Source organism: Phenylobacterium sp. (assembly GCF_030681155.1).
In the GTDB taxonomy this organism is placed as follows: domain Bacteria; phylum Pseudomonadota; class Alphaproteobacteria; order Caulobacterales; family Caulobacteraceae; genus Phenylobacterium.
This window is the reverse complement of record NZ_JAUXXE010000029.1, coordinates 42,427-66,376: the sequence shown is the minus strand read 5'-3', so window position 1 is coordinate 66,376 and position 23,950 is coordinate 42,427. Positions and strand designations below refer to the sequence as shown.

Annotated in this window: 23 protein-coding genes; 14 read left to right on the top strand and 9 right to left on the bottom strand. The window is 65.1% G+C overall.

The window, feature by feature from the left end:
- Positions 1–8: 8 nt before the first annotated feature.
- The 4 genes from Q8M13_RS06335 to Q8M13_RS06320 all read left to right on the top strand — a co-directional run bounded on the left by Q8M13_RS06335 (position 9) and on the right by Q8M13_RS06320 (position 7,026).
- Positions 9–836, top strand: a complete 828-nt coding sequence (locus Q8M13_RS06335) for an outer membrane beta-barrel protein (RefSeq protein WP_305298933.1) — start codon at positions 9–11, stop codon at positions 834–836.
- Between the two features lie 36 nt (positions 837–872).
- On the top strand, positions 873–2,594 hold the full coding sequence (locus Q8M13_RS06330; RefSeq protein WP_305298932.1) for a patatin-like phospholipase family protein: 1,722 nt from the start codon (positions 873–875) through the stop codon (positions 2,592–2,594).
- 195 nt (positions 2,595–2,789) lie between these two features.
- On the top strand, positions 2,790–3,506 hold the full coding sequence (locus Q8M13_RS06325; protein WP_305298931.1) for a hypothetical protein: 717 nt from the start codon (positions 2,790–2,792) through the stop codon (positions 3,504–3,506).
- A gap of 1 nt (position 3,507) precedes the next feature.
- Positions 3,508–7,026 (top strand): hypothetical protein, encoded by a 3,519-nt coding sequence (locus Q8M13_RS06320; protein ID WP_305298930.1) that lies wholly within the window; start codon positions 3,508–3,510, stop codon positions 7,024–7,026.
- On the opposite strand, the gene Q8M13_RS06315 is transcribed toward Q8M13_RS06320, so the two are convergent.
- Positions 6,986–9,925: an AAA family ATPase gene (locus Q8M13_RS06315; RefSeq protein WP_305298929.1), complete on the bottom strand. Its 2,940-nt coding sequence runs from the start codon at positions 9,923–9,925 to the stop codon at positions 6,986–6,988. The two genes, Q8M13_RS06320 and Q8M13_RS06315, sit on opposite strands and share 41 nt — an antisense overlap.
- A gap of 138 nt (positions 9,926–10,063) precedes the next feature.
- On the opposite strand from Q8M13_RS06315, the gene Q8M13_RS06310 reads away from it, so the two are divergent.
- Together Q8M13_RS06310 and Q8M13_RS06305 are read left to right on the top strand one after the other, a co-directional pair.
- Positions 10,064–10,396, top strand: a complete 333-nt coding sequence (locus Q8M13_RS06310; RefSeq protein WP_304806100.1) for a hypothetical protein — start codon at positions 10,064–10,066, stop codon at positions 10,394–10,396.
- 65 nt (positions 10,397–10,461) lie between these two features.
- Positions 10,462–11,082, top strand: a complete 621-nt coding sequence (locus Q8M13_RS06305; RefSeq protein ID WP_305298928.1) for a DsbA family protein — start codon at positions 10,462–10,464, stop codon at positions 11,080–11,082.
- Here Q8M13_RS06305 and Q8M13_RS06300 read toward each other — a convergent pair.
- The 6 genes from Q8M13_RS06300 to rlmJ form a co-directional block, all read right to left on the bottom strand.
- Positions 11,079–11,750: a cytochrome b/b6 domain-containing protein gene (locus tag Q8M13_RS06300; RefSeq protein WP_305298927.1), complete on the bottom strand. Its 672-nt coding sequence runs from the start codon at positions 11,748–11,750 to the stop codon at positions 11,079–11,081. The two genes, Q8M13_RS06305 and Q8M13_RS06300, sit on opposite strands and share 4 nt — an antisense overlap.
- Entirely contained in the window at positions 11,751–12,221 is a 471-nt protein-coding gene (locus Q8M13_RS06295) for a cytochrome c (RefSeq protein ID WP_305298926.1), read from the bottom strand.
- A 100-nt stretch (positions 12,222–12,321) separates the two neighbouring features.
- Positions 12,322–14,361 carry an AsmA family protein gene (locus tag Q8M13_RS06290; protein WP_305298925.1) on the bottom strand — a complete coding sequence of 680 codons (2,040 nt, stop codon included), beginning with the start codon at positions 14,359–14,361 and terminating at the stop codon, positions 12,322–12,324.
- A gap of 53 nt (positions 14,362–14,414) precedes the next feature.
- Positions 14,415–14,975: a sugar transferase gene (locus Q8M13_RS06285; RefSeq protein ID WP_305298943.1), complete on the bottom strand. Its 561-nt coding sequence runs from the start codon at positions 14,973–14,975 to the stop codon at positions 14,415–14,417.
- A 68-nt stretch (positions 14,976–15,043) separates the two neighbouring features.
- Positions 15,044–15,421 carry a hypothetical protein gene (locus tag Q8M13_RS06280; RefSeq protein WP_305298924.1) on the bottom strand — a complete coding sequence of 126 codons (378 nt, stop codon included), beginning with the start codon at positions 15,419–15,421 and terminating at the stop codon, positions 15,044–15,046.
- Positions 15,422–15,498: 77 nt separating this feature from the next.
- Entirely contained in the window at positions 15,499–16,323 is an 825-nt protein-coding gene (gene rlmJ, locus Q8M13_RS06275; RefSeq protein WP_305298923.1) for a 23S rRNA (adenine(2030)-N(6))-methyltransferase RlmJ, read from the bottom strand.
- Positions 16,324–16,429: 106 nt separating this feature from the next.
- On the opposite strand from rlmJ, the gene Q8M13_RS06270 reads away from it, so the two are divergent.
- The 3 genes from Q8M13_RS06270 to Q8M13_RS06260 all read left to right on the top strand — a co-directional run bounded on the left by Q8M13_RS06270 (position 16,430) and on the right by Q8M13_RS06260 (position 19,395).
- Positions 16,430–17,470 carry a DNA topoisomerase IB gene (locus tag Q8M13_RS06270; protein ID WP_305298922.1) on the top strand — a complete coding sequence of 347 codons (1,041 nt, stop codon included), beginning with the start codon at positions 16,430–16,432 and terminating at the stop codon, positions 17,468–17,470.
- 83 nt (positions 17,471–17,553) lie between these two features.
- Positions 17,554–18,774 carry an LLM class flavin-dependent oxidoreductase gene (locus Q8M13_RS06265; RefSeq protein ID WP_305298921.1) on the top strand — a complete coding sequence of 407 codons (1,221 nt, stop codon included), beginning with the start codon at positions 17,554–17,556 and terminating at the stop codon, positions 18,772–18,774.
- A 33-nt stretch (positions 18,775–18,807) separates the two neighbouring features.
- Entirely contained in the window at positions 18,808–19,395 is a 588-nt protein-coding gene (locus Q8M13_RS06260; RefSeq protein ID WP_305298920.1) for an arylamine N-acetyltransferase, read from the top strand.
- Between the two features lie 102 nt (positions 19,396–19,497).
- Here the strand turns inward: Q8M13_RS06260 and Q8M13_RS06255 are convergent, their stop codons facing one another.
- Positions 19,498–19,653 (bottom strand): hypothetical protein, encoded by a 156-nt coding sequence (locus Q8M13_RS06255; RefSeq protein WP_305298919.1) that lies wholly within the window; start codon positions 19,651–19,653, stop codon positions 19,498–19,500.
- A 69-nt stretch (positions 19,654–19,722) separates the two neighbouring features.
- On the opposite strand from Q8M13_RS06255, the gene Q8M13_RS06250 reads away from it, so the two are divergent.
- The 5 genes from Q8M13_RS06250 (at position 19,723) to Q8M13_RS06230 (ending at position 22,609) form a co-directional block, all read left to right on the top strand.
- Positions 19,723–19,932, top strand: a complete 210-nt coding sequence (locus Q8M13_RS06250; RefSeq protein WP_305298918.1) for a hypothetical protein — start codon at positions 19,723–19,725, stop codon at positions 19,930–19,932.
- A gap of 134 nt (positions 19,933–20,066) precedes the next feature.
- Positions 20,067–20,843 carry a hypothetical protein gene (locus Q8M13_RS06245; protein WP_305298917.1) on the top strand — a complete coding sequence of 259 codons (777 nt, stop codon included), beginning with the start codon at positions 20,067–20,069 and terminating at the stop codon, positions 20,841–20,843.
- A 91-nt stretch (positions 20,844–20,934) separates the two neighbouring features.
- Positions 20,935–21,306 carry a hypothetical protein gene (locus Q8M13_RS06240; RefSeq protein WP_305298916.1) on the top strand — a complete coding sequence of 124 codons (372 nt, stop codon included), beginning with the start codon at positions 20,935–20,937 and terminating at the stop codon, positions 21,304–21,306.
- Entirely contained in the window at positions 21,303–22,031 is a 729-nt protein-coding gene (locus Q8M13_RS06235) for a C39 family peptidase (protein WP_305298915.1), read from the top strand. Before Q8M13_RS06240 ends, Q8M13_RS06235 begins: the two co-directional genes overlap by 4 nt.
- Positions 22,028–22,609 carry a hypothetical protein gene (locus Q8M13_RS06230; RefSeq protein ID WP_305298914.1) on the top strand — a complete coding sequence of 194 codons (582 nt, stop codon included), beginning with the start codon at positions 22,028–22,030 and terminating at the stop codon, positions 22,607–22,609. Before Q8M13_RS06235 ends, Q8M13_RS06230 begins: the two co-directional genes overlap by 4 nt.
- Here Q8M13_RS06230 and Q8M13_RS06225 read toward each other — a convergent pair.
- Positions 22,606–23,922 carry a transporter gene (locus tag Q8M13_RS06225; protein ID WP_305298913.1) on the bottom strand — a complete coding sequence of 439 codons (1,317 nt, stop codon included), beginning with the start codon at positions 23,920–23,922 and terminating at the stop codon, positions 22,606–22,608. The genes Q8M13_RS06230 and Q8M13_RS06225 overlap by 4 nt on opposite strands.
- Positions 23,923–23,950 lie beyond the last annotated feature (28 nt).

Below are 23,950 nucleotides of genomic sequence, written 5' to 3'. Positions count from 1 at the left end.
GAAAAAAGATGACGAAGCTTTCCCTGAGTATCGCCTTCACCACCGGCCTGCTGGCCAGCAGTCTGCTTGTCGCCCCCGCCAACGCCCAGGCCCTGCAATCGCGTTACTGGCTTGAAGCTTCAGCCTACTGGCCAGACATAGACACCACGGTCAGCGTCACGGGGACCGGTGGAAGGGTCGGCACCGACATCAACCTTGAATCCGACCTCAACCTGCGTGACCGCAAAGCCCTGCCCGCCTTCCTCGCGGGCGCCAGGCTTTGGGATCGGGTTACGATCATCGGCGAGTACTACGCCCTTGATCGCAATGGTTCAGCGCAGGCGTCCCGCGACATCACCTTTGACGACGTCGTCTATCGAGCCGGCGCGCAGGTCGATAGTTCCTTTGAGTCCGACATCTACCGGCTAGCGGTCGGCTATTCCTTCGTCCGCCAGGAAAACCTCGAACTGGGCGCGTCCATCGGGCTGCACGCCACCAACTTCGAAGCTACGCTGTCAGGCGACGGACAGATCGGCAACGCCGCGATTCAGACCCAGCGGCGCAAACGCGATCTCATTGCCCCCATGCCGACCGTTGGCCTCTACGGCGGTTACGCGATCACCCCGCGTCTGACCGTCGCCGGCCGGGTGGACTACATGTCCCTCAGCGCGGGCAGCTACGACGGCAGCGTTATCAACACCGAGGCCAGGGCCAGCTACCGCATTTGGGAAAACGTCGGCGTGGGGGCTATGTATCGCTACGTCTCCTATGACTTCGACGTAGAGAAAAAGCGCTGGACCGGGCAACTCGACTACAAATTCAGCGGACCCGCCATCTTCCTCCAGGCCGCCTTCTAAACGCGTAGGCCACGGCAAGGCTCAGGGCGCCGACCGATGGAGAGCGATCCCGGATTCACAGCGGCGCAGTTTGTTCTGAGTGAGGACGCGCCGCAGTGCGACATGATCCTGAAGGGCGGGGTGACGTCCGGCATCGTCTATCCCCGCGCCATCCTGGAGGTAGCTAAGAAATACCGCCTCCGCTCCATCGGCGGCGCCTCGGCTGGCGCGATCGCCGCTGGCTTCGCGGCGGCGGCGGAGTATGCCCGTCGCAACGGCGACCCTGCCGGATACGCGCGGCTTGACGAGTGCTGCGCCAAGCTTCCCAGCATCCTGTCAGGCCTCTTTCAGCCGCCAGCTCATCTGCGCTCCCTGCTCCAGGCGGGGCTGGGCCTGACCGCCGCCAAGAACAAGCTTGGCGGCTTCCTTGCTCCGCTGCGGTGGATCCTGGCCAGCGGCGCTGGCCTCGGCGCCGCCGTCTACGCAGGTTTGCTTGCGATCACTGACCTGCTCACGACGGCGCCAGTATGGAGCCCGGCCGCTATCCCCGGTCTGATTTTCGCGGTGATCGTCGGAGCCATTGCTCACCTGGCGCTTCGCGTCGGGCTCATGGTGTTCGGCGACCTGCGGCGGCAAAATTACGGGCTCTGCAGCGGCATGCCCGTGGGCGCTGCGAAGTCGCAATCCCTCACCGAGTGGCTTCACACCTCACTGCAGTTCATCGCGTTCGGCGACCAGCCGCCGGACAGGCCATTGACGCTTCGCGACCTGGAGGGTGGCGGTCAGTTCCCGGGTCTGGAGATCGACTTCCGAACGATCACCACCAACCTTTCGATGCAGCAGCCGGAAGTCATCTCCCGCACCAGGCTCAACCTCTTCTTCGACCCCGAGCAATGGGCGCGGCTCTTTCCGGCCGATGTGATGAACTACCTGAAGGCCGGCCAACCTGACCCCTCCGCCGCTCACCTGCACAGCCTGCCCAAAGGGCTGGACCTGCCGGTCCTCGTTGCGATCCGGATGAGCCTGAGTTTCCCGTTCCTGATCCAGGCCGTCCCGCTGTGGCTTCGAGACGCCGCCATCAAGGGCCGCCCCTTCAGTCAGATCTGGTTTTCGGACGGCGGCATCACCAGCAACTTCCCGATCCACTTCTTCGACGCGCTGTTGCCGAGCCGCCCGACCTTCGCCTTCAGCCTTGATGATCGGCCCGACACGTTCGAGACCAGCGATCGCATATCGATGCCGCAAAACGCACGGGACGGCAGCATCCTCCCTATCCATCGCATTGAGACGCTCGGGAATTTCGCCGGCGCCCTGCTCGGCTCGGCCAAGGGCTGGCAAGACCAGATGCAGAGCGTCCTGCCAGGTCAGCGCCAGCGCGTGGTCCGGATCAAGCTGGACAAGGCGACGGAGGGCGGCCTCAACATTAACATGAGCAAAGAGGTCTCCGAGCGGTTGATGGGCTACGGTGGAGAGGCCGGGCGATTGGTCTGCCAGAAGTTCAATTTCGCCGAGCATCGCTGGCGCCGCGCTCTCGTCGCGCACGAACAACTCGAAGTGCTGACCGACACCCTGCGCAAGGCCTGGCCGGAATATGGCGTGTGGTACTCGGGCTACATCCGGCACGTCGAAAGCTACTGCGAAAGCATCAACTTCGCGCATCGCCAGGAGATCGCTCGCCGGTTCTGGTCGCTCAGCGCCGCCAGCGTGGATCTCGGCCCGCCACTCAAGGTGAAGTATCCACGGCCGCCGGCGCGTCTTCGCACGGCTCCTGAGCTCTGACTCGCCACGAACTAGCGCGTTAACTCTTCGCTAGCTTGCCGCGAAGATCGGCGCCACGCTCCCTGACCGTAGCGTCAGTTTAAGTGCCCTAGCGTCTGTCTCACTCAAAGGACCGGCTGGAAAGGCCGCGCACTGATGGCAGAGTTAGCCCCATGGGCGAGGTCCAAGGTCGTCGGCGGCATGTCCGAGATCGCGGTGCTGTCGCCGATCCGGCCCGGTTGTCCGCTCGGCGAACGGCGCACTCACGAAGAGCGGCTTCGCGCCACCGTCGCCGACCTGGCCCGGCGCCATGAGCGGGGGCTCCCTACGGAACTCAACCGCGTCCCCTCGATTCACTTCGGCCGCATGATCATCATCCGGCCGGAGCAATATCTCGTCGGCTCCGAGGGTGTCAGCGGCGTCGATTACTATCCTGCCGCGGTTCGCACGACGAAGGATGGCGGGCGAATCCCACAACCGATCGACGACATCACCATCGCCCCTGGGCACATCCCGAAATTTCGCTCCTGGTTGCTCACCCTGGTCGAATTCGATGGGGACCTGAAGCTCTACCTGCGCGACATCGCGCGCTTTCTCGGGGGCGATTTCGACCTCGTGTTCCGTGATTGCGAGGATTATCCGGGCACTGTGCACTTCGAGGAATTCTGGCAGTGGATCCGCTGCTACCAGATCAACATAGACCTGTTCTACGCCACCTATCCGAACCTCACGGTCAGCCGGATCAAGCAGCTCGAGGCCTTTAAGAGCCGCTTCGACGCCTTCGTCGCCAGCGTGCGCCCACCGCAGGGAGATCCGAAACAAGTCGACGAGTTGTTCGACAAGTTTCTCAGCGAAAACCTCCAGTACTGCGAGAATTTCCCCGATACCGACGGCCTATTCCAGCCGCCGCCGATCACCGGAAATGGCGGCTGACATGGGATCGCCTCAGAATATCCCGCCTGACGTTCAAGGCGCGCCCCGCCAGCGCGGCCGGCCGCGCGACTGGTCCTTTTTCTTCTTCTTCCGGATCCTGACCCGGGCGGAGATGGCCGCAACCCAGGCCAGGGTGGCGGCCGCATCGAACAGCGAGGAAGCCTGGAGAATCTTGAGGCTCGACCTTGCCCAGCCCGGCCTCGCTACCGCAGGCCTCGTCGCTCAGTATGTCGCCGACCGAGACGCAAAAGCGGCCGCGGGACCGCCAGACGACAGTTCAACGCCGCTCGACCACCCGTCCCAGGAGTTCCTGAACTGGCTGGACGTACTGGTGAACAAGCGCCGTGAGTCGTTTCTCTCCGGCTTGGCGGACTTGACCGGACTGGAAGGCCGGAGCTTCAGCGCTTCGCAGCCGCAACCCTTCGAGGCCGCCACCCTGCTTGCGGCCATGCGCGAGGGTCCCGAAGCAATGTTCCGGGCCGTGGTCCGAGACGTAGTCGCCCCGACAGCGGCGTTGGTCAGCTTCCTGAACGCCTCGCCGACGGCCTATCTTGAGTTCATGCAGCTTCTCGCCGCTGAGCTCGACACCCCGGCGGTGGTGGACGCCGGCCCCCTGCCGTTGGCGATCCTGCACGAGATTCTGCGCCAAGGCGCTCCGGCCTTCACACAAGGCCCCGCCGACAACGACGACCGAATCCGCGATCGTCCGCCCGTCAATCTGGCCTTCACCCACGCCGGGCTCGCGGCGCTGAAGATCGACCCGGCGACCCTGGCGTCCTTCCCCGAGGTCTTCAAGCAAGGCATGGCCGCGCGAGCACGGCGGCTGCACGACACTGGACCGAGCTCACCGGAAAACTGGGACGGCGAACTGGGCCTCGACAACGTCCATGGCTACGTCAGCGGCGGCTTCGATGGCCCTGGCCCAAGCTCCGAGGCCTTTTGGCGAGCGCTTCGCAGCGATGTCCAAGCCTTCAATGACAAGGCCTCCGAGCGCGGAGAACTGCTGCACCTATGGATCGGCTTGCTGTTCCGCTTCCTTGGCTTGGAGATTGTCCACATCGAGCTCGGCCAAGAACCCTACACGCTCGTCGATGGGCAGCAGGAACGCCTGGAGCATCGAACCGAACACTTCGGCTTCCGCGACGGGCTGAGCCAACCCTTCGCCAACCTGCGCCTGGAGGACCCACTCCCAGGCGGGGGCACCCCGACCAACGAGGGATGGAAGCCCGTAGCAGCCGGCGAGATATTCCTCGACCAGCGCGACGAGGATGATGAGGCCCATCGCTTCCCCATTTCGGAGGCCCTACGGGCAGGATCGACCTATCTGGTGTTTCGCAAGCTCGAGCAGGACGTTCACGGCTTTCGCGAGTTCCTGGCCCAGCGGCGGCCCGCCGGCAGACCGGCCCAGACGTTGCTCGCCGCCCAGATGGTCGGTCGTTGGCCGGATGGAACGCCGCTCGTCAATCAGCCCACCGCGAGCACCGGCCCGCCCGACGAGGCTACGATCAACGACTTCCTCTATTTCGCGGCCGACAAGTCCGGACAGAAATGCCCGCTCGGCGCGCACATCCGCAGGGTCAATCCGCGTGACACCGGAGGGCGTGACGAGGTCCGGCACCACCGCCTGCACCGGCGCGGGATCAGCTACGGCGGGTCGTTGCTGCGCGAGGGCGCAGAGGACGACGGCGAAAAGCGGGGCCTGTTGTTCATCGCCGCGAACGCGCGCATCGACGTCCAGTTCGAGGTGGTCCAGGCCGACTGGATCAACGGCGGCGAATTCCTCGGCCAGGCCGGCCTGGGCCGTTGCCCGACGACCGGTGCGAACGATGGAACGCCGAGCGACGTATTTCTTAAAGCCGGCGCCCCCGCTCCGGTGACCGGGTTGCCGCGCTTCGTCGTCACCCGGGGCGGCGACTACTTCTTCGCCCCCGGCGTCGAGGTGCTGCGGGCGATGGTCGACCCCGGCGAGCACTTCAAGGTCGAACCCTCCGCCCTCACGCAGTACGCGTTCAGCATGGCGCAATCGGCCACGCCGTCGCTCATGAGCAAGGAGAGGCTGACAAGGTTCGCCGGCCAGCTGTTGATGGGCGCACCCCCCATTCGCGCTGCATTGCCCCCACAGCCCGACGGCTCGATCCAGACGGTGGTGTTCGTGGGTCGCCACAGCGACGTCTCCCAAGTCTTGGGCAGCGTGGTCGATGAAACCGGCGACAACGTCGTCTTTTCGACGCGCCCCTATCACGAGGCCGGCCGGCAGATTGTTGGCGACAAGACCGCGCTCCTAAGCGCCACCGACGTGGCTGGCCCGACATGCGCCGCCCGCCAACGTCTCAAGACGGTGTTGGACTTGGGTTGGGACACCCTCACCGCCGCCCTGCCCGAGACCATCGACACGATCTTGCGCCGGGAGGCCCAGGCGGGGCTCGAAGGGGCGCTTCGCACCGCGCTCAAGGACGCCAAGTCCGGACGCGGCCGCATCGATCTCGTCAGCGACTTCGCCGTCCAGGCGGCCTACGGCACCGTCGTGCGCCTCTACGGCGTGCCAGGGCCGACCGAGCTCCCGCCAACGCCGCCAGGCCCCTCCTATTGGCGAGAGCACCAGGCAGACGTTCCGCGCCAGTGGATCGAGGCCGTCCAGGGCCTGCGCGATCCGGGCCTCACCGCGATGCAGGCATGGTCGGTGATCCTCGCCGCCAGTCTGGTCAGCAACTTCCAGAACCAGGCGCTGCTAGTCCAGGGCGCGAAGTACGCCGCCTCGCGCATGCAGATGCAGATCAGCCATCAGTTGGACCTCGCGCGGGCCGCGAACCTCACTACGCCATCCAACCTCGTCGAGGCGTTCGTCCTGAACCGTGCACGGCCGGAGATCGTCGCGCTATATCCGCAAGAGACTGCTGAAGCGCAGTACTACAGCGACGTATCCGCCCTGCTGCTGGAACTCGTGAGTACAACCTTGGCCGCGCCGCCAACCGCCTTCGGCTCGCTAATGACCACGGTCCTGAAGTTTCGCATCGATCTGGCCGCGCTGCTGCCGGAGCTGAAGCCTGGCGGTCTGGCCCGCCTCATCTACGAAGCCGAGCGTCTCAATCCCGTGCTGGCGCTGCGCATGCGCCACTGCGAGGCCGACACCACGCTGCTGCGCGGCGAGGCAGAGCCTCCCGCCGAACTGCACAAGGGCGACTTCCTGCTGGCCATGGTCTCGGCGGCCAATCTCGACCCCCGGCGATTTGAGCAGCCGCACCGACTGTCGCTGACCCCCTTTGGTCCGACCGACGGTCCGGAGCGCCGCATCGAGGACTACCTGATGTTCGGTGTGCACGGCGACGCACGGCAATGCTGGGGCCGCAACCGTGTAGCCATGCCCTTGCTGGAGGAATGCGTCCTGGCCGCCAGCCGCCTGCGGGGCTTGCGACGGGTCGCAGGGCCGGACGGGGATCTCAAGACTCTGGCCAATGTAGCGATCGGCCTGACCGCCCGCTTCACGCAGATTGCGCCCGCTCCTCGTTCAATCCCGGCATGACCTTCCAGGCGGCCACGCCATAGCTGCTGCAGATCGCCTGCTGCTCGGCTAGGTCCACCTCGATACGGGGATCGCCTGGCAAGGTCAGGGTTAGAAGCTGCGCCCTCAACCCCAGTCCATCCACCATCCAGCACGGATTGTTGAGACGGCGCGCTATGGCCAAGGCTTCCGCCAGCATGGCCAAGCCACGCTCAACCTCCCCAGCCCGGACAAGCGCCTCCGCATAACCGGCGAAGAGGTAATAGACCTCCAGTTGGCCGGTCCTCAGGTGCAATCGGCGATGCAGGCAATCCTCGACCACTGCGATCGCCTCATTGGCCCGCCCCACGCGTGACAGCGCGATCGCAATGCGCCCGGCGAGATTGGCCTTGATCGCATCATAGCCGTAGCGTTCGGCCAAATCGCGGGCCACGGCCAGGACCTCGACCGCCTCGGCGTCCCGGCGCAGCATGATCAGGTTCCGCCCCAGCGCGCAGCGAGCCAGCACCTCGGAGTATGGATCGCGCCGGGTGACCGCGACTTCCAGCCCCCGCTGGGCGAACTCCAGGCCCTGCGCATACTCGCCGGTGTCCATCATGAACCAGCACATGAACGACAGCACCATCGATCGGGGAATACCGGCCGCGCCCAACCGTGCGCCTTCCAGGTCTCCAGTCAGCATGTCGCCCAGCTCACGGCCCTGCGCGATGGCCTGCTCCAGCCTCCCCATGCCGTGCAGCACGTTCGCCAGCATGATCTGGTTGGAAAAAATCAGCGCCGGAGCCTTCAAGGTCCGGGCGATCGCCAACCCTTCCTCGGTGGCGGCGAGGCCTTCCTCGTAGCGCCCCTCGAACCAGCAGATCATTCCCAGTTGAGACAAGGTCCCGCTGACCAACTCCGGCCGTCCCCTGCGCCGCGCCAGATCAATGATCCGCGGCAGGTGGGTGTTCATCTTCTCGAATTCGCCGAGTTGCACCGTCGAGGCAAAGGCCATCAGCACGAAGGCGACGTACCGGTCCTCGGCCGGCTTGCCGATCCGGTCGATCAGGACAAGCGCCCGATCGAAAATCAGGTTCAGGGACGCCGCAGCCGAGTTGCGCCGCGCCTCAAGCCCTGCCTGCCAGAGATAGTCCAGCGCCGCCGAATCCTCCCCGGCCCGCTCGGCATGGAACGCCAATTGCTCATAGCGCCCGTCGAAATTCCCATAGCGCGACGCGATCGCCGCCATTGCTGTCTTGTGAAGCTCCCGGCGGCGCTCCTTGGGGATGGTGTTGGCGCAGGCTTCAGAGATGATCTGGTGGCGCATATGGGTCGATCGTCCCGCCGTCGGATGGATGAAGGCGAACTGCTCAAGCTCCATCAGCTCCTGGACCAGTGATCCCGGCTCGACTCCGACCACCGTCTCCACCAGCTCAACATCGACATGTTCGCCCAGCAGGCTGAGCGCCTGCGCCATGGCCCTGGCCGCGGGCGAGATCTTCTGCAGACGCGCATGGATGACCGACTCCACGGTGTGCGGAAGGACCGGGAGCGCCGCCACATCCTCGCTCTCCATCGAGCGGATCAGCTCCTCCAGGACAAACGGCACGCCATCGGCGCGTTCCACCATGCGCTCCAGCATCGTCTCCGGAGGATGATCGTCCGGCCAAAGCGCGCGGCCGAGCCCCATCATCACCTGGCGTGGCAACGGTTCGAGCGACACGACGTCCCGCGCGATCTCGCTCGCCTCATCCCTTGCTTCAGGCCGCGCCGTCAGCATAAGGCAAAGCGGCTGCGGCATCTCCGACGCCGCCAGGAGACGCAGGAATTGACGGCTTTCGAAGTCGATCAGATGCAGGTCTTCGATCAAAAGGATGGTGGCGCAGCCCCGCGAAAGCGCGCCGAACGCGTTGACCAGCGCCTGGATCAACTGCGGCTGGGCCACTTCCGAGGTCTTGTCCCGTACTGTCGCCGCTCTGGGCGCCAGCAGGTCTTCCAGCATCCGCCGGTCGCCGTCCTCCAGCCCCGCGGCAGCTAGGCCCGCGCGCAGTTCGGCGCTCGAACCGCCGGCTCCGGAAACTAGCATTTCGGAGATTAGGCTCCGCGCGGCCGCGAACGGCGTGGTCCGCTTCTGTGCGTCACCGAAATAGACCAACGCCCGCGCGCCAGACTCCAGCGCTTCTCGCAGCGCAGCGGCGGCCAAGCGGCTCTTGCCGATACCGGGCTCGCCGATCAGGGCGATCGCCGCGCTGACGCCGCCGGCGCGGGGGATCGCCCTACGCAGGGCCGCGAGTTCTTCATCCCGGCCGACAATCGGCGAACTGTACCGCCTCGCGACATCTCCCTCGCCGTCGCTTTCCGGGCGCGCGGCCAACATGAAAGCCTTGGCGCGGATGCTCCCGAAGTTCTGCGCCCCTTCGTGCGGCGCCAAGGAGAGAGAAACCCGGCAGAGCTTCACGGTCTGGTCGCTGACCACCACCCCTCCGCCCGGCGCCGATTGTTGCAGCTTGGCGGCGATGTTGACCGTCGCTCCCACCGGGTCGAAACGGGAGCGCCCCTCGCGATGGATCTGCCGCAACGCCACCAGGCCCGAATGCACTCCGACCCGGAACCGCACGGGGCGGCCGTCGGGTCCGGTGCGGCCGATATTGGTGTGTTGGATGTCCCAGGCCGCGGCGCAGGCGCGGTCGGCGTGATCCTCCAGCGAGGCGGGCCACCCGAAGGTGGCGATCCCGCCATCTCCGCCATAGTTCACAAGGCTGCCGCCCCAGCGTTCGATCACGCCGCGCAGGTGTTCGAAACACTCGTCGAACAGCAGTTGGGCGTCGTCTGGATCGGAGGCGGCGATGTGGCCAGTGGAATCCACGATGTCCGCCGCAAGAACCGTGATGATCCTGCGTTCAGGAGCGCCAGCGGGGTCCCGATCGGTCTCTCGCACCATGGCCGCCAGGATACGGCGGAATTAACGAAAGATGAAACGCTGGGTTCTTGGCCCCTAAGGCGCAGGCTCTCGACACGAACAACCGTTGGCCCGGCCCTCGCCCCGCGCTAGTTTGCCCCAAGATTCTAGGAGTGATCGATGAGCGACCAGATCGAACGGCCCTGGGCCCTGATGCGCCACCATGCGGGCTGGGCCGACGTCTTCCACATCGACAGCGAGAGCGCGGACTCGATCACGGGATTCTATCCCGATCGCGAGACCGTCGGTCCGCCGGTGAACTATAGCGTCCGCGCCGTGCTGGCCCGCTTCCCGACCATGGAGGCCGCCCGCGCCGCCCGCGAAGGCGCGGTGCTGGAATGGCGCAAACACGACGCCGAGGTCCGCGAGGCCGAGACCAAGCTGCGCGAGGCCGAAAAGGCCCGTGAGGACGCCTGGCTGAACTGCCTGCGCGGCGCCGCCAACGGCGGGTGACTTCGGACGCCCCGCGGCGCGGCCTGCTTTCACTGGTCGAACGCCGCCCTAAACTGACCCTGTTGATGGCGGTCCTAGCCGGCTTAGCGGCGACCGCCATCTTCCAGAACCTCCCGCGCGAAGCGAAGAAGCTTACGCTGACGCCCGTCGTGCGGGCGGTGCTGGAAGACGCCGGCTCGCCGCGCGCGGGTGCCGCTAATCCAGACGTCACGATCGTCGTCTTCACCGACTACCAATGCTCGGTTTGCAAGGCGACGGCCCCTGCCCTTCAGCAGCTCCTGGCCAGCGACAAGAAGGTTCAGGTCATCTTCAAGGACTGGCCGATCCTCGGCGAGGCCTCGACCATCGCCGCGCACGCCGCCCTGGCGGCCGATCGCCAGGGCGAGTACCTGGCGTTCCACAGCGCCTTGATGGCAGCTCCCATGAAGCTCAACGCCGAGCATGTTCGCCGGATCGCGGTCTCGACCGGTCTGGATGTCGAACAACTCACGGCGGACGAGGCAGCCCACGCCGCCGAGATCGAGGCTCAACTTACCCGCCACAACACCCAGGCCTTCTCGCTGGGCCTGCGCGGGACGCCTGCATACCTGGTCGGCCCCTATCTGATCGAAGGCGGATTGAACGAGGCCCGGCTAGCCCAGGCGGTTCGCAGGGCGCGCGCCGCCGGACCGCCCGCCCCGCCCTAGAACCTCGCGCCCTTGGCGATGAACCAGGCGACCGCCACCGCCAGGACGACGCCGACCAACAGCCGCACGATCGACGCGGGCCGCAGAGCCTCTGTCGCCAGCCGCTGCTTGCCCGTGAGCATCGCGCCGATCAGGTTCTGGCGTTTCCAGAGCCAGTAGTAGCCGATGGCCGCAAGATGTAGGACGACCAGACCCTGCACGATCCGGAACGTGGTCTCGTGCAATTCCGCCGCGACCCGGCTGGCGTCAAAATCCACCAGATGCGAGAGCGGTCCGGATTCCAGTCCGTCGATATCGCTTGCGAACAAGCCAAGCCCGACCTGCACCAGCAAGGCCGCAAGCATCGCCACGACGCTCCAGGCGCCGAGTGGATTATGGCCCGGCGCGCCGTGCGGCGTGCGCGATCCCAAGGTCCGGGCGTAGGCCAAGGTCGCCTTCGGCCCTTTCAGGAAGCTTGCGAACCGCGCCGTCGATCCGCCTGCGACGCCCCACCACAGGCGGAACACCAGCAAGCCGATCACGCCATAGCCGGACCACCGGTGAACCTGCATGTTCTCGCCGGCCGTGAGCCAAGAGACCAACAGCAGAACCACCAGCGCCCAATGGAAGACGCGCGTCGGGCCATCCCAAATCCTTGCACCCTCGCCGGGCGCGCTACCGCCCGCCACCTAGTCCTCGGCGCGATAGGGTTCGTGGCAGGACTTGCACGAGCCGCCCACGGCCCGGACCTGCGTCTTCACCCCATCCAGGTTTCCTGCTGAGGCAAAGGCCTGCAGCTTGGCCGCCTCAGTCTGCAGCTTGGTTCCAGCCGCCGCGAACTTGGCCGGCTCAGCCCAGATCGCCGGCTTGGCCTTGGTCTTGAAGCCCGCCTCCGGGCCCGAGCCCTTGGGGAACCACTTGGGGATCTGCTGAGATTGCGTATTCACGATCGCCGAATTGGCCGCGATCAGCTTCATGTCCGGGGAGCTCTTCTTCAGCTCCTCGTTGATGGCCTTGAACGCGGCGCCCATCTTCTTGTAACCGGCCTGTCGAGTGGCGATGGCGGTCTCTGCGGCCGAGGCGGCGAGCGCTCCGGTGGCGGTCAGCGCGAGAACCAGCGCGATGGCCGCGCGGCTTGTCTTGGCATGGCGTCGGGACATCAACGGCCTCCCCTTTTGGAAATTCGATAGGATCGAACTTTGGGGTGACCCTACCTGGGCGTCAATCGACCATCGGCCTGCACGTCCAACGAGCGGCCGGCTAACGCGCCTTGGGGGTGCGCACTGGCGCGCCTTCCCGCCCAGCATTGGCGATCAGCGAACCGCAGGCCGCGTCCTTGGCCAGGCCCAGGTCCAAGAACGGAAGAATGACCGCCAGCGGGGTCAGCGTGGTCAATAGGGCGGCGATCCCGCCTTGCGCCACTGCGGTCCCCGCCTCCACCCCGATCTTGGGGCTTTTGATCGCCCCCTTGACGGTGATCGGCGCGATCACCCGGATGAGGCGCGGCTCCTTGGCGTGGCCCGCTATCCGGAAGTCGATCTTCTCGGTTCCCAGATTGATGGTCCCCTTCCCGGTTCCCAGGACCGGTTCAGTGTCGAAGACGATCTGATTGGCGGTCAGCACGCCGTTCTTGGCGTCGAAATGGGCGACCGCGCAGCGCAGATCGGCCTTGCTCTGGTCCTTTGCGAGCAGCAGACCAAGACCCTTGGTGACGTTGATCCCCATGAGTTCGGCAAAGGCTTCGCGGATTTCGCCCCCAGGCGCCACGATCAGCACTTCGCCGTTGGCGTTGGCGGCCGCCTGATGCACGGAATTCCCCGCTCCGCTCAGCTTCACCCGGCCCACGAGACTGCCGGTGAGCGGCGTTCCGCCCCCCGCCTTGATCGGGATGAGTTGCTCTATCCGCGCGTTCGACAGGCGCACATCAATGCTTGAGACCGGGACGTCCTTGCGAGCGTCCAAGCGGACCTGCCCGGCGATATTGCCTTGGGGCAGGTCGAACCGCAGAGGATCGGCGATCAGCAACCCGTCGTTCAGCTTCACCCGCACCGACGCTGCGCGCAGCGGCAGGTGCGGCGCGCGTATGCTTGCCGCGCGATACTTCACGTCGGCGTCCATGGCGCGGATGCGGTCCACCTTCAGCGTCGCATCGGGTAACAGCCGTTGCTCTGCGATCATCTCGCGCGCAACCACCTTCTGGCCCACCGAGACCGTTTCGCCAGGCGCCGCGGAAGGAGCCGCGCCGAAGATCGCGCCCAGATCGTCGAAGTCGAGCAGCTTGGAATGCAGATCGCCGCGCAGGAACGGCCGTTCGCCCGCCGTGTCGATCGACAGGTCGCCGGCCATGTCGCTGTCGCCGACCTTCCCACCGATCCCGCCGACCTTCCAGAGCTTCACTTCGCGCGAAAGCTTCCCGGCCAACCGGTAGGGCGGCGTGTTGGGCAGCGGTACGCCGATCAGGTCGTACAGATCGGCCAGGTCGGAACCGCGGGCGACGAAATCGGCCTGGAACCGCCCCAGATCGAACGGCTTTGGGATCGTCCCCTTGGCCGTGATCCGCGTGGCCCCTGCGCGTACGTCGGCGTTGAAGGGGTAAGCCTTATCCGGGTCGACGTTCAGCAGCGGGCCACCTGCGAGATCGAGGATGAAGGGCTCGCCATTGATGGATCCACGCCCAGCCATCGCAAAGCCCCGATTGGCGGCGCCCAGACGCTCCGTCGCGTTGATGGTGGCGTCAAGGGTCAGGCGCCGCTTGGCGTCGGAGTATTTCAAGCGCCCATCGTCAATGACGAACCGCCGGACCGGCGGCATTTTGAACGGCTCCTTGTTCTTCTTTCTGCCGTTGGAGAAATCCCAATTGGATCGCCCCTGACGGTCCCGCACCAGGGCTACGACCGGCTTGTCCACCTCCAGGCGCAGCAGCACTAATTGGCCGCGCAGCAGCGGCAGGACCTTGATCTGCACCTCAAGCTTCTCGACCTCGGCCATAGGCCCTTTACCGGCCCAACTTGGATTGCCGATGCGTATCTTTCGGACCGTGGCGCTGGGCTTCAGCGAGAGCGCGTTGACGTCCAGATCGCCCAGGATCGCAACCTCCCGCCCGGTCTTCATCGAGGCGAACCGCGAGATGGGGCCCCGCAGGTAGTTCCAGTCGAAGAAGGCCAGGAAAAGTACGAAGGCGACCATCACGACCGCGATCACTCCGCCGGTCCACGCCAAGCCGCGCCGATGCCGCCGCGCCCAGTCACCTAGGCGGTTGAAGATGTTCTCGGGGTCTTTGGTCGGGTGCTCAGGGGGCAATGTCAGGCTCCGGAGGTCAGTCCGGAACGCACGAAACCTCAGTCGGTTGGAATCTAGTGCCGGACGCCCTGGCCAGAGACCGCCGCGCGCAGGGTCGTGAGGATGACTTTCAGATCGAAGCTGAACCCTTGCAGCTCAAGATAATCGGCGTCCAGCCGGGCCTTTTCCTCGATGGGCAGATCATCGCGTCCATTGACCTGAGCCCAGCCCGTCACGCCGGGGCGCAGCACCTCAACGCCGGCGGCTGTGCGCAGCGCCACGAGATCGTCTTGATTGAACAGAGCCGGGCGCGGCCCAACCAAGCTCATATCGCCGACCAGCACGCTCCAGAGCTGTGGCAGCTCATCCAGGCTGGCGCGGCGTAGAAACCGGCCCAGCGGCGTGATCCAGGCCTGGGGATCGGCCAACAGGTGGGTGGCGACGTCGGGCGCGTCGGTCCGCATGGTGCGAAACTTGGGCATCCGGAAAATCTGGTTGAAGCGGCCGACCCGGCGCGACCAGTGAATGGCTGGCCCAGGGCTGTCCAACCGAACGGCCACTGCGATCGCGGCCAGCACTGGCGAGAGGACGATGAGCCCCCCAAGAGCCGCCAAAATGTCGAACGCCCGCTTGATCACGATGCCTCATCCTCGCCGCAAGCCGGCAAGAGAGGCATAGACCGCTCCGCGCGCCCGCGCCAAGCCTAGGCGATCGGCGGTGCGTCCGTTGCGGGGCGCACCTTGATCTTCGGCTTTGGCGTATCGACAGCAGCTTCGGACGCCGCCTCTACCATCGGCGATGGCGGGGCGACCATCTCTTCGACGGCTTCGACGAGCGGCGCCGGCTCCTCGAAGACAATAGCTTCCGGCTCAGGCGCCGGCGCGGCCAGCGGCTGGTCCACCGCGCCGAACGCGGCTTCCAGATGGGTGGCCGCCGTCCAGCGCGTCATCCACCAGAAGGCGACGCCCGCCGACGCGGCGCCAGCGAACATTAACCACAGCGGCGAAGCGGCGCCGAGCGGCACATAAAAGGGATTGGGGGATTGCGGGGACATATCCCCGTCGAGTTGCGCGAGAGCCATGGTGACGCCTCCAAACAGCCAAGGTTTGTGCAATGCAACAAACCCTAACCCAACATCTCGCAGGCGCAAAATGAAGGTTAGGCGGCGGTCCAGACCCGCGCTTTGCCGTTGTCGCCCAAGCGACTGACGGTCCAGTCGCAGATCGCCGTCAACGGATCGGTGAAGCCAGCCGGAGCATTGGCCACGACCAGCGCGCAGCCGTTCATCTTCATGGGATCGGACAGGGGCCGCATCCGCGCCTCGGCCACCAGCAGCGCCCCGGCATAGGCGTCTTCGGCGTCCCGCACGAACGCGTCGAAGGTCTCGAGATCCTTCAGGGGTAGCCAGACCAACACCACCGCCTTCGGGTTCCTGGCGGCCACGCCGTTGATGGTGGTCACGATCCGGCGATAGTCGTCCGACTTCTCAAACGGTGGGTCGATCAGGACCAGCACCGACCCGGAGATCGGCGTCCTCGCCACAGCTTCGTTGAACCCGTCTGCGCAGACCGTCTTGGCGCCCGGCATTCCCCGAAGCGTCGCCTTCAGGACGTCGTGTTCCTCGGGGCGCAGTTCGCAACCCAGATAGGTGTCGCCCTGGCGCAGGGCTGCGGCGACCAGCAGCGGCGAACCAGGATAGAGCTTGGTCGCACCACCGTTATTCAGCTCCGAAACCGCGCGACGTAGCGGCTGGAAGGCGGCGGGCAGGTCGTTGGCCTTCATCAACTGACCGATCCCAGCCTCGGCCTCTCCCGAGCGCTGCGCTTCATCACCGCTCAGATCGTAGAGCCCCCGCCCCGCGTGCGTGTCGATGATGCTTAGCGGGCCAGGCTGCGCCTGCATCTTGGCGAGCAGGTCCAGAAGCGCCGCATGCTTCACCAGATCGGCGAAATTTCCGGCATGAAAGGCGTGGCGGTAGTTCAATCCAAAGTCCCCTATCCGACGCAGGAACCGCGTCGATCCGGCCTCGTTTGAGGTCCGACGAGAGGGCGCTCTCTGCCACGTCTCGCCGTTTTTCCAAAGGCGCTCCATGCCCCGCGATGTCGACGACCGGCAAATGGCCGAGACGAATGGCCTCGACGGCGGCCTCGTCTATGTGAACGACCATGACCCTGGCCTCAGCCGCCCAGGCGCCCCTCCATCCTTCCGCTACCGCAACGCCGCCGGCCGGCCGGTAAGGGATAAGGCGACTCTGTCGCGCATCCGTGCCCTGGTCATCCCCCCGGCGTGGACATCGGTTTGGATCTGTCCAGACGCAAACGGTCACATCCAGGCCACCGGCCGCGATGCACGGGGCCGCAAGCAGTACCGCTATCACCAGGACTGGGGGCGGGTTCGCGGCGGAGTGAAGTTCAGCCGCCTGATCGCCTTTGGTCGCGCCCTCCCCCGCCTGCGCGCTCGGGTCGAGGCCGACCTCTCCAAGCGTGGTTTGCCTCGCGAAAAGGTGCTGGCCGCGGTGGTGCGCCTGATGGAGCTCACCCTGATCCGGGTAGGCAACGAGGAGTACGCCAAGACCAACAAGAGCTTTGGCCTGACTACGCTTCGTGACCGCCACGCCAAGATCACCGGTGGCGGCGCGACCTTCGAATTCCGCGGCAAGAGCGGCAAGCTCCACAGCACCCGCTTCCAGGACCGCCGCCTCGCCCGGATCGTGAAATCCTGCCAGGACATCCCCGGCCAGCGCCTGTTTCAGTACCTCGATGATGACGGCGAGCGTCATTCCATCGAGTCCGCGGACGTCAACGCCTACATCCGCGAGGCCATGGGCGAAGACTTCTCCGCCAAGGACTTCCGAACCTGGGCCGGCACGCTTTCGGCCGCCCGCGGGCTGATCGAGCAACCGCCGTCCGCCACCGCCGGTGAAGCCAAGCGCCAGGTGGTCGTCACGGTGAAGGCGGTGGCGGCCCTGCTCGGCAACACCGCCGCAGTCTGTCGGGGCTCCTACATCCACCCCTTGATCCTGGAGGCCTATGAACGGGGCGCATTGCCGCTTAAGCGTGGCGGGTCGGCGCGGAGCTTCGAACTCTCGGTGCTGAAATTTCTCGAAACGGCCCAAGAGTCCGCGACGTAAAGCTTCGAAAAGGCGGTACGCCACCCTAGCCAGCTGTCAGAAATCGGCGTTAGGCTCCCGCAAAAGAACATAGGGAGGGCGGAATGCTCGGGAACAAACTGCGCTTCGGCGCCTTCATCGCGCCCTTCCATCCGCTGGACGAAAACCCGACCCTGGCGATCCAACGCGACCTGGAACTGGTCCAGCTGATGGATCAGCTTGGCTACGAAGAAGCCTGGATCGGTGAGCACCATTCGGCCGCATACGAACTGATCGCCTCGCCGGAGATCTTCATCGCCGCCGCGGCCGAACGCACCAAGCACATCCGCTTGGGCACCGGCGTCTCGTCGCTTCCCTACCACCACCCTATGATGCTGGCAGATCGCATCAACCAGCTCGACCACATGACCCGAGGTCGGGTGATGTTCGGCGCCGGTCCCGGCGCCCTCTCCTCCGACGCCTTCATGATGGGCATCCCTGTCGCCAAGCAGCGTGACCGAATGGACGAGGCGCTCGACGTTCTGGTGCGCCTACTGCGGGGCGAAGAGGTCAGCCATGACAGCGACTGGTTCCAACTCGTCAACGCCCGCCTGCAGATGACGCCCTATTCGCGGCCGTCGGTGGAAATCGCCGTCGCCAGTCAGGTTTCTCCTACCGGCGCGCGGGCGGCGGGCAAGCATGGGATCGGACTGCTTTCGCTCGGCGCCACCACCACCGCCGGGTTCAACTCGCTCGCCGCCAACTGGGGGATCGCCGAGGATATCGCCAAGGAAAGCGGTCAGGTGATGGACCGCAACGCCTGGCGGTTGGTCGGGCAAATGCATATCGCCGAAACCAAGGACAAGGCGATCGAGCAGATCCGCTTCGGCCTCGAAAAGTGGATCTACTACTTCCGCGAAATCGCCAACCTGCCGATGGTCCCCGATGACTTCGCCGGCGATCCGGTCGAGGCCTATCTTTCGCTCGGCCAGGCGGTGGTCGGCACGCCCGACGAGGCGATCGAGCGTATCGAGCAATTGGTCGAGGAGAGCGGCGGCTTCGGCTGTTACCTGATGATGGCCCACAACTGGGCCAACTGGGAAAACACCAAGCGGTCCTACGAGATGATCGCCCGCTATGTTGTTCCGCATTTCCAGCAGCTCAACGTGAACCGCCAAGCGTCCATGGAGTGGGTGCGCCAGAACAAGACCGAGTTCACGGCCCAGACCCGCGCGGCCGTCGGCGCCCGCATCGTATCGCACATGGTGGAAAAGGGCGCCGACCAGATCCGCCCGGAAATCGTCGCCCTGATCCAAGGGCTGCCCCCCAAGGGACTCGCCGAATAGCGGCCGGCCCGCCGTCGAGCGCGAGGATAGCCCATGGACGTTCAGGCCTATTTTGACCGGATCGGCTTCACCGGGTCGGCCCGCGCAGACCTGGAAACCCTGACCGCCCTGCACCGCCTGCACCTGCGGGCGATCCCCTACGAGAACTTCGACGTTCTGCTTGGCCGCCCGGTCAGCCTCGCGCCCGAAGCGGCGTTTGAGAAGCTGGTCACGCGACGGCGTGGCGGTTGGTGCTACGAGATGAACGGCCTGTTTGGCGCTGTGCTGGAGGATATCGGGTTCACGGTCACGCGGATGGCCGGAGCGGTCATGCGTGCTGAACGCGGCGATGTCTCGCTCGGCAACCATCTGGTCCTGCGGGTGGATCTTGATCGGCCCTACATCGCCGACGTCGGATTTGGCGACGGCGTAGTCGAGCCCTTTCCTCTCGCTTTCGGCGCTCACCACTGCGCCGGGTATGAGTTCCGCCTGGAAGACCTCGGCGATACATGGCTGCGGTTTCACAACCAGGACCAGGGCGGCGCGCCCTATTTCGACTTCCAGCTTGAACCAGCCGAAGCAGATCAACTCAGCGCGACCTGCCAGTGGCTCGCCAGCTCCCCGGACTCGATCTTCACCTAGACCGCGCTGGGCTTTCGGCACACCCCCAAAGGGATCGTCGGCCTCCTCGGGCGCACGATACGCCGCGTCCGTCCTGGCGCGAAAACCAGCGAAGTGATTCATTCAGCCGACGAGTTCGTCGTCGCCTTGCATCGCGAATTTGACCTCGACATCCCAGAGGCCGCGGAACTCTGGCCAGCGATCTGCGCGAAACACGCACAAATTTTCGGCGAATCTTCCGGCGCTTGAGAACTCGCCCGGGTTGATCATCGCAGTCATAAAACCTTGCCTGGACTTGCAGGCCGGAGCGCCCCAGATCCCGGCCAGCGGGGGATGTGGAGAGACGCGATGACTGATCTGTCCCTGCCCCCGTCCGTAACAGTGAGCCCTACTGTTGTTGGCGTTTCCGTCCTTACCGACGACGGGATCACCATCCAGGTCAGCCTGCCGCGCCCCCGTGGCTTGCACGATCTGCCGGCCGATGAGGTCGCCAATCGCGCCATGAGCCTGGCCCGCGAAGCGCTGCGGAACGCCGCGCGCAGTCTCGACCGGACGTAGAATTCGAATCGCTGAGGATCTCTCAGCTCGACGCAATTCACAGACACGTGATCCGAACCATTGCATGACCGCTTCGGTACTGACTTGCGGAGGGATCGTCCTCCTTTCGCAACGAGATACCCGGAGGGTGCTCCATGACTTTGAAGCTTATGGTCTCTGCGTCCGCGCTCATCTTTGCGGCCGCGCTCGCAAACACAGCTGCCGCCCGCGGCATGGACGTTGATGACAACAACTTCGCTGCGGCAGGCGTGGGCAACGACGGCACCGCCACCGCGACAGAAACCAACGACTCCTACAATACCGACAGCTCGACGGACACGGACACCACGACCAAGACGTGGACCGATAGCTCCACCGAAACCAAGACGTGGACGGACAGCTCTACCGACACCAAGACAGAGACCGACACGACAACGAAAACTGACGATTCCTACAACACCGAAACCAAGACCTACACCGACAACTCCGTGGATACAGACACCACGACGAAGACTGACGACTCCTACAACACCACGACCAAGACTGACGATTCCTACAATACTGAAACGACCACGAAGACTGACGACTCGTATAACACCGACAGCTCAGTCAATACCAAGAACGACGACTCCTACAACACGACCAACAAGTCTTTCACCGAAAACAAGACTTGGAACGACAACTCGGTTCACACCTCGACCTCGACCCTGTCCAAGCAGGATCTCGATGCGAGCGTCACCGGGACTACGGTGACCTTCGAAGCCGAAAACCCCACCACCTTCACGACTGGGGCCATCGGACATAGCGGCGGAGCATTCGCCAGCTATGCCGGCATTCAGACTTCCAGCGCCAACACCGGCATCGGATCTCTGAACCAAGCGGCGACCTCTCTTGCCGCGAACGCCAGCATCTCCTTCGGCGCCGCCCCATAGCGCCAAAGAGATGTGAGTACTGGCCCGGCAGAACCCCCATCGGCCGGGCCAGGCTCGTTTCCATTCAGCGGTTCCACCGCGGAGAATTCAGATGCGCAAACTACCAGCGATCATGGCGCTGATTATCGTCAGCAGCGCTGGCGCGCCCGCCTTCGCTCAGACGGCGCCCCTTGATAGTGAAGCGCTTGCCCCACCGGCTCCTGAAGTCATGTCGACCGAAGCGCTGGAAAGCGAAAGCGCTCAGGGTGTCGACACCACCGTGCTGTCCGAACAGCAATTGAACGCCACCAACAGCGGCAACTCCGTCATCGCCAACACGATGCACACCGGCGACGTGGCGTTCTCGACAAGTGCGCTCAGCGGCTTCGCCGGCGTGGGCAACTTCGTGATCAACACCGGCAACAACAGTAACCTTCAGGGGACGATCAACGTCAGCATCGTCACCACCGCGCCACCACTATGAGCCTGGCGCCCGCCCTTCTCGCCGCGCCGCTCCTGGCGGCCTTGGCGATTTTCGCAGGCGGGCCGGCGGCGGCTCAAGTCGCGATCGTCGAGGGCGGCGCCAACTACAATCTCAACGTCATATCCATGCGCGACATCCCGTTCCGAACGGTGGTGCGCCAGCAGTACGATTACAGTTGCGGCTCGGCCGCGTTAGCGACCTTGCTCACCTATCACTACGGCGTAGGGGTCAATGAGGGGCAGATCTTCAAGTCCATGTACGAGCACGGCGACCAGGCCAAGATTCGCGAGGTCGGCTTCTCCCTGCTCGATATGAAGCGATACCTCGAAGCTCGCGGCCTGACCGCCGATGGCTATCGCGCGACCTTCGACCAGCTCGCCGCGGCCAAGGCGCCGGCTCTGCTCGTCGTGAGAACCGGTACATACCGGCACTTCGTGGTGCTCAAAGGCGTTCGCGACGGCAAGGTGCTGATCGGCGACCCGGCCATGGGCCTCAAGATCTACGACCGCGAAGAGTTCATGCAGATGTGGAACGGCATCGCCTTCGCCATCCACGACAGCCCGACCCGCGAGCCAGGCTATAATCGCGAAGAAGAGTGGCGCCCCTGGGCCGTCGCGCCGCTGGGAATGCCGCTGGACGACAGATCGCTCTCGTCCTTCACTCGCGAGTTGCCGCCGATCTATCAGATCACCGACATCATCTCGCTCGATCCGATTTTCCGATGAAACGCCCCCTCGCCAGTCTCGCCTTCACCGTGGCGACAGTGCTTTGCGCGGCCTCGCCGGCGACGCAGGCGGGGGCCACCTCGGACTTCGCCGAAGCCGAGGTCCTATCCCTCGACCAACTGAATGAGATTCGCGGCGGCCTTCAGCTTCCTAGCGGCGCCGAGTTCGGCTTTGGCGCGGTGATGAGCACCTTCGTCGATGGCAGCCTGGCCCTGCAGACCCGGCTAACCTGGACCGCGCTCGGCCCAGTGGAAACCGTCGAGGTCGGAATGCTGACGCCCGACCTGACGGCGGCGGCCGCCGCCGGCGGCATCAATCTCCAAAACGGACCGGCCGTCCAAGGCCTGGTCGTCGGCGGCGATGGCGGTATCACAGCAGTGGTCCACAGCGTGTCGGGCGAGCACCTCACCCACCTGGTGATCAACAACGCCAACAACCGCGACATCCGCCAGTCCACCGACATCACGCTCGACATCCCCGGCTTTGCGCAGATGCAGCAGGACATCGCCGCCCAGAACATCGACCTGCGCCTGCAGAGCGCCATGGGCCTGGCGCTCCGGGACGCGGCGACCCGTTAGAAGCGATACGGTAGCCGGAACACCACCCGCATGTCCGGAGCGTCGCTGGTCACCCCGAACTCAAAGCTATTGGTCAGGGTGAGCCGTTCGGTCAGGCGATAGGACAGCCCCATCTGCAGCGCGCCCACCTGCAGGGTGTTGGAACGCTGCGTGGTCTCGCCATACTCAGACTCCGTGGCGAAGATGAAGTTATGGCTATAACCGAACGAGACCGAGAACCGCGGGTTCAGGGCTAAGCCAAAGCCGATGTTCGCGCCGATGGAATCACCAGGATCAACCCGGCCGACCATCACCTCGCCGATCACCTTATTGATGTCGCGGGGGATGTGATAGAGATAGCTAATCCCTCCGAAAATGACTGCTGGATCAGTGGGATACAGCATCGTCACGCCCACTTCAGCGGCCCAGAATCCCGACCCGGTCGCCAGGCTCGTCGCGACGCCAAACTCGTCATATTCGACATCATAGGGGCTCTTGCCGGTCGGGGGCTTGACCCGAGCGTTGGCCACAAAGATCGGATCGCCCGGCAGCCCGCGGGTGAGCTGATAGCGGGCCGAAACCTCGATATCGCCGATGTCGTTGGCTTCAAGCTTGGTGGTCCGGGTAATACTCTCGTCGCGCTGGGCGAGCGTCGTCACCCGGTCATGGCGGTAGACATACGGGATACGCCCCTCGATCTCGAAGCGGTCACCCAGGCCATAACGAGCGGTCAATGTGCCGACGATGGAATCCCGATCGGCGTCGTTGGCGTCGATGACCCCGAGCTGGACGCCGGGGACGATCTCCACGCCGCGGAACACCAGCCGGTTGGCGCTCGATCGCGTGTACTCGAGTGTAGGCTCGACAATCAGCGTGCCGCCTGGGGTCAGCACCCCCATGCCGGGCGGGATCGCCGCGACGTCCTCTTCAAGCCGGCGTGCTGGAGACGGCGGAGCCTCCCCAACAGGCCCGGTGGGCAGTGCGCCGCCAGCGGCCGGAGGCGCCTGACGCGCGGCAAGTTGCACCGGCGCCGAACCGCCGGGCTCCGGCGCTGCCACGCCGTGCCCCGCGCGGATGTCAGACAGGATCTGCTCGCGTTGCTCCCGTAGGGCGCGGATCTCCAGTCCCTGGCTTTCGATCAGCGCCCGCTGCTCCAGCAGCTTTCGCTCCTGCTCGCTGATACGCAGGCCCTGCGCATTGAGCTGCGCCTCGATCTTCGCGAGTTGTTCCTCGGCCTCGGATGCCTGCGCCGGCGAGGCCAGCACGAACGGAGCGGCCAGCAGGCCGCCGGCCAAAAGGCCGGCGCGATACTTCCTGGAAAGGGCGATGCTCATCTTGTCTCCAGTGCGGACGGATCGTCCG

Coding starts and splice junctions, on each gene's coding strand:
- Q8M13_RS06295 (WP_305298926.1), bottom strand. CDS start 12,221: ATGTCCCGACGCCATGCCAAGACAAGCCGCGCGGCCATCGCGCTGGTT.
- Q8M13_RS06330 (WP_305298932.1), top strand. CDS start 873: ATGGAGAGCGATCCCGGATTCACAGCGGCGCAGTTTGTTCTGAGTGAG.
- Q8M13_RS06315 (WP_305298929.1), bottom strand. CDS start 9,925: ATGGTGCGAGAGACCGATCGGGACCCCGCTGGCGCTCCTGAACGCAGG.
- Q8M13_RS06230 (WP_305298914.1), top strand. CDS start 22,028: ATGAAACGCCCCCTCGCCAGTCTCGCCTTCACCGTGGCGACAGTGCTT.
- Q8M13_RS06260 (WP_305298920.1), top strand. CDS start 18,808: ATGGACGTTCAGGCCTATTTTGACCGGATCGGCTTCACCGGGTCGGCC.
- Q8M13_RS06310 (WP_304806100.1), top strand. CDS start 10,064: ATGAGCGACCAGATCGAACGGCCCTGGGCCCTGATGCGCCACCATGCG.
- Q8M13_RS06255 (WP_305298919.1), bottom strand. CDS start 19,653: ATGACTGCGATGATCAACCCGGGCGAGTTCTCAAGCGCCGGAAGATTC.
- Q8M13_RS06280 (WP_305298924.1), bottom strand. CDS start 15,421: ATGGCTCTCGCGCAACTCGACGGGGATATGTCCCCGCAATCCCCCAAT.
- Q8M13_RS06235 (WP_305298915.1), top strand. CDS start 21,303: ATGAGCCTGGCGCCCGCCCTTCTCGCCGCGCCGCTCCTGGCGGCCTTG.
- Q8M13_RS06270 (WP_305298922.1), top strand. CDS start 16,430: ATGCCCCGCGATGTCGACGACCGGCAAATGGCCGAGACGAATGGCCTC.
- Q8M13_RS06305 (WP_305298928.1), top strand. CDS start 10,462: ATGGCGGTCCTAGCCGGCTTAGCGGCGACCGCCATCTTCCAGAACCTC.
- Q8M13_RS06225 (WP_305298913.1), bottom strand. CDS start 23,922: ATGAGCATCGCCCTTTCCAGGAAGTATCGCGCCGGCCTTTTGGCCGGC.
- Q8M13_RS06320 (WP_305298930.1), top strand. CDS start 3,508: ATGGGATCGCCTCAGAATATCCCGCCTGACGTTCAAGGCGCGCCCCGC.
- Q8M13_RS06250 (WP_305298918.1), top strand. CDS start 19,723: ATGACTGATCTGTCCCTGCCCCCGTCCGTAACAGTGAGCCCTACTGTT.
- Q8M13_RS06265 (WP_305298921.1), top strand. CDS start 17,554: ATGCTCGGGAACAAACTGCGCTTCGGCGCCTTCATCGCGCCCTTCCAT.
- Q8M13_RS06240 (WP_305298916.1), top strand. CDS start 20,935: ATGCGCAAACTACCAGCGATCATGGCGCTGATTATCGTCAGCAGCGCT.
- Q8M13_RS06245 (WP_305298917.1), top strand. CDS start 20,067: ATGACTTTGAAGCTTATGGTCTCTGCGTCCGCGCTCATCTTTGCGGCC.
- Q8M13_RS06335 (WP_305298933.1), top strand. CDS start 9: ATGACGAAGCTTTCCCTGAGTATCGCCTTCACCACCGGCCTGCTGGCC.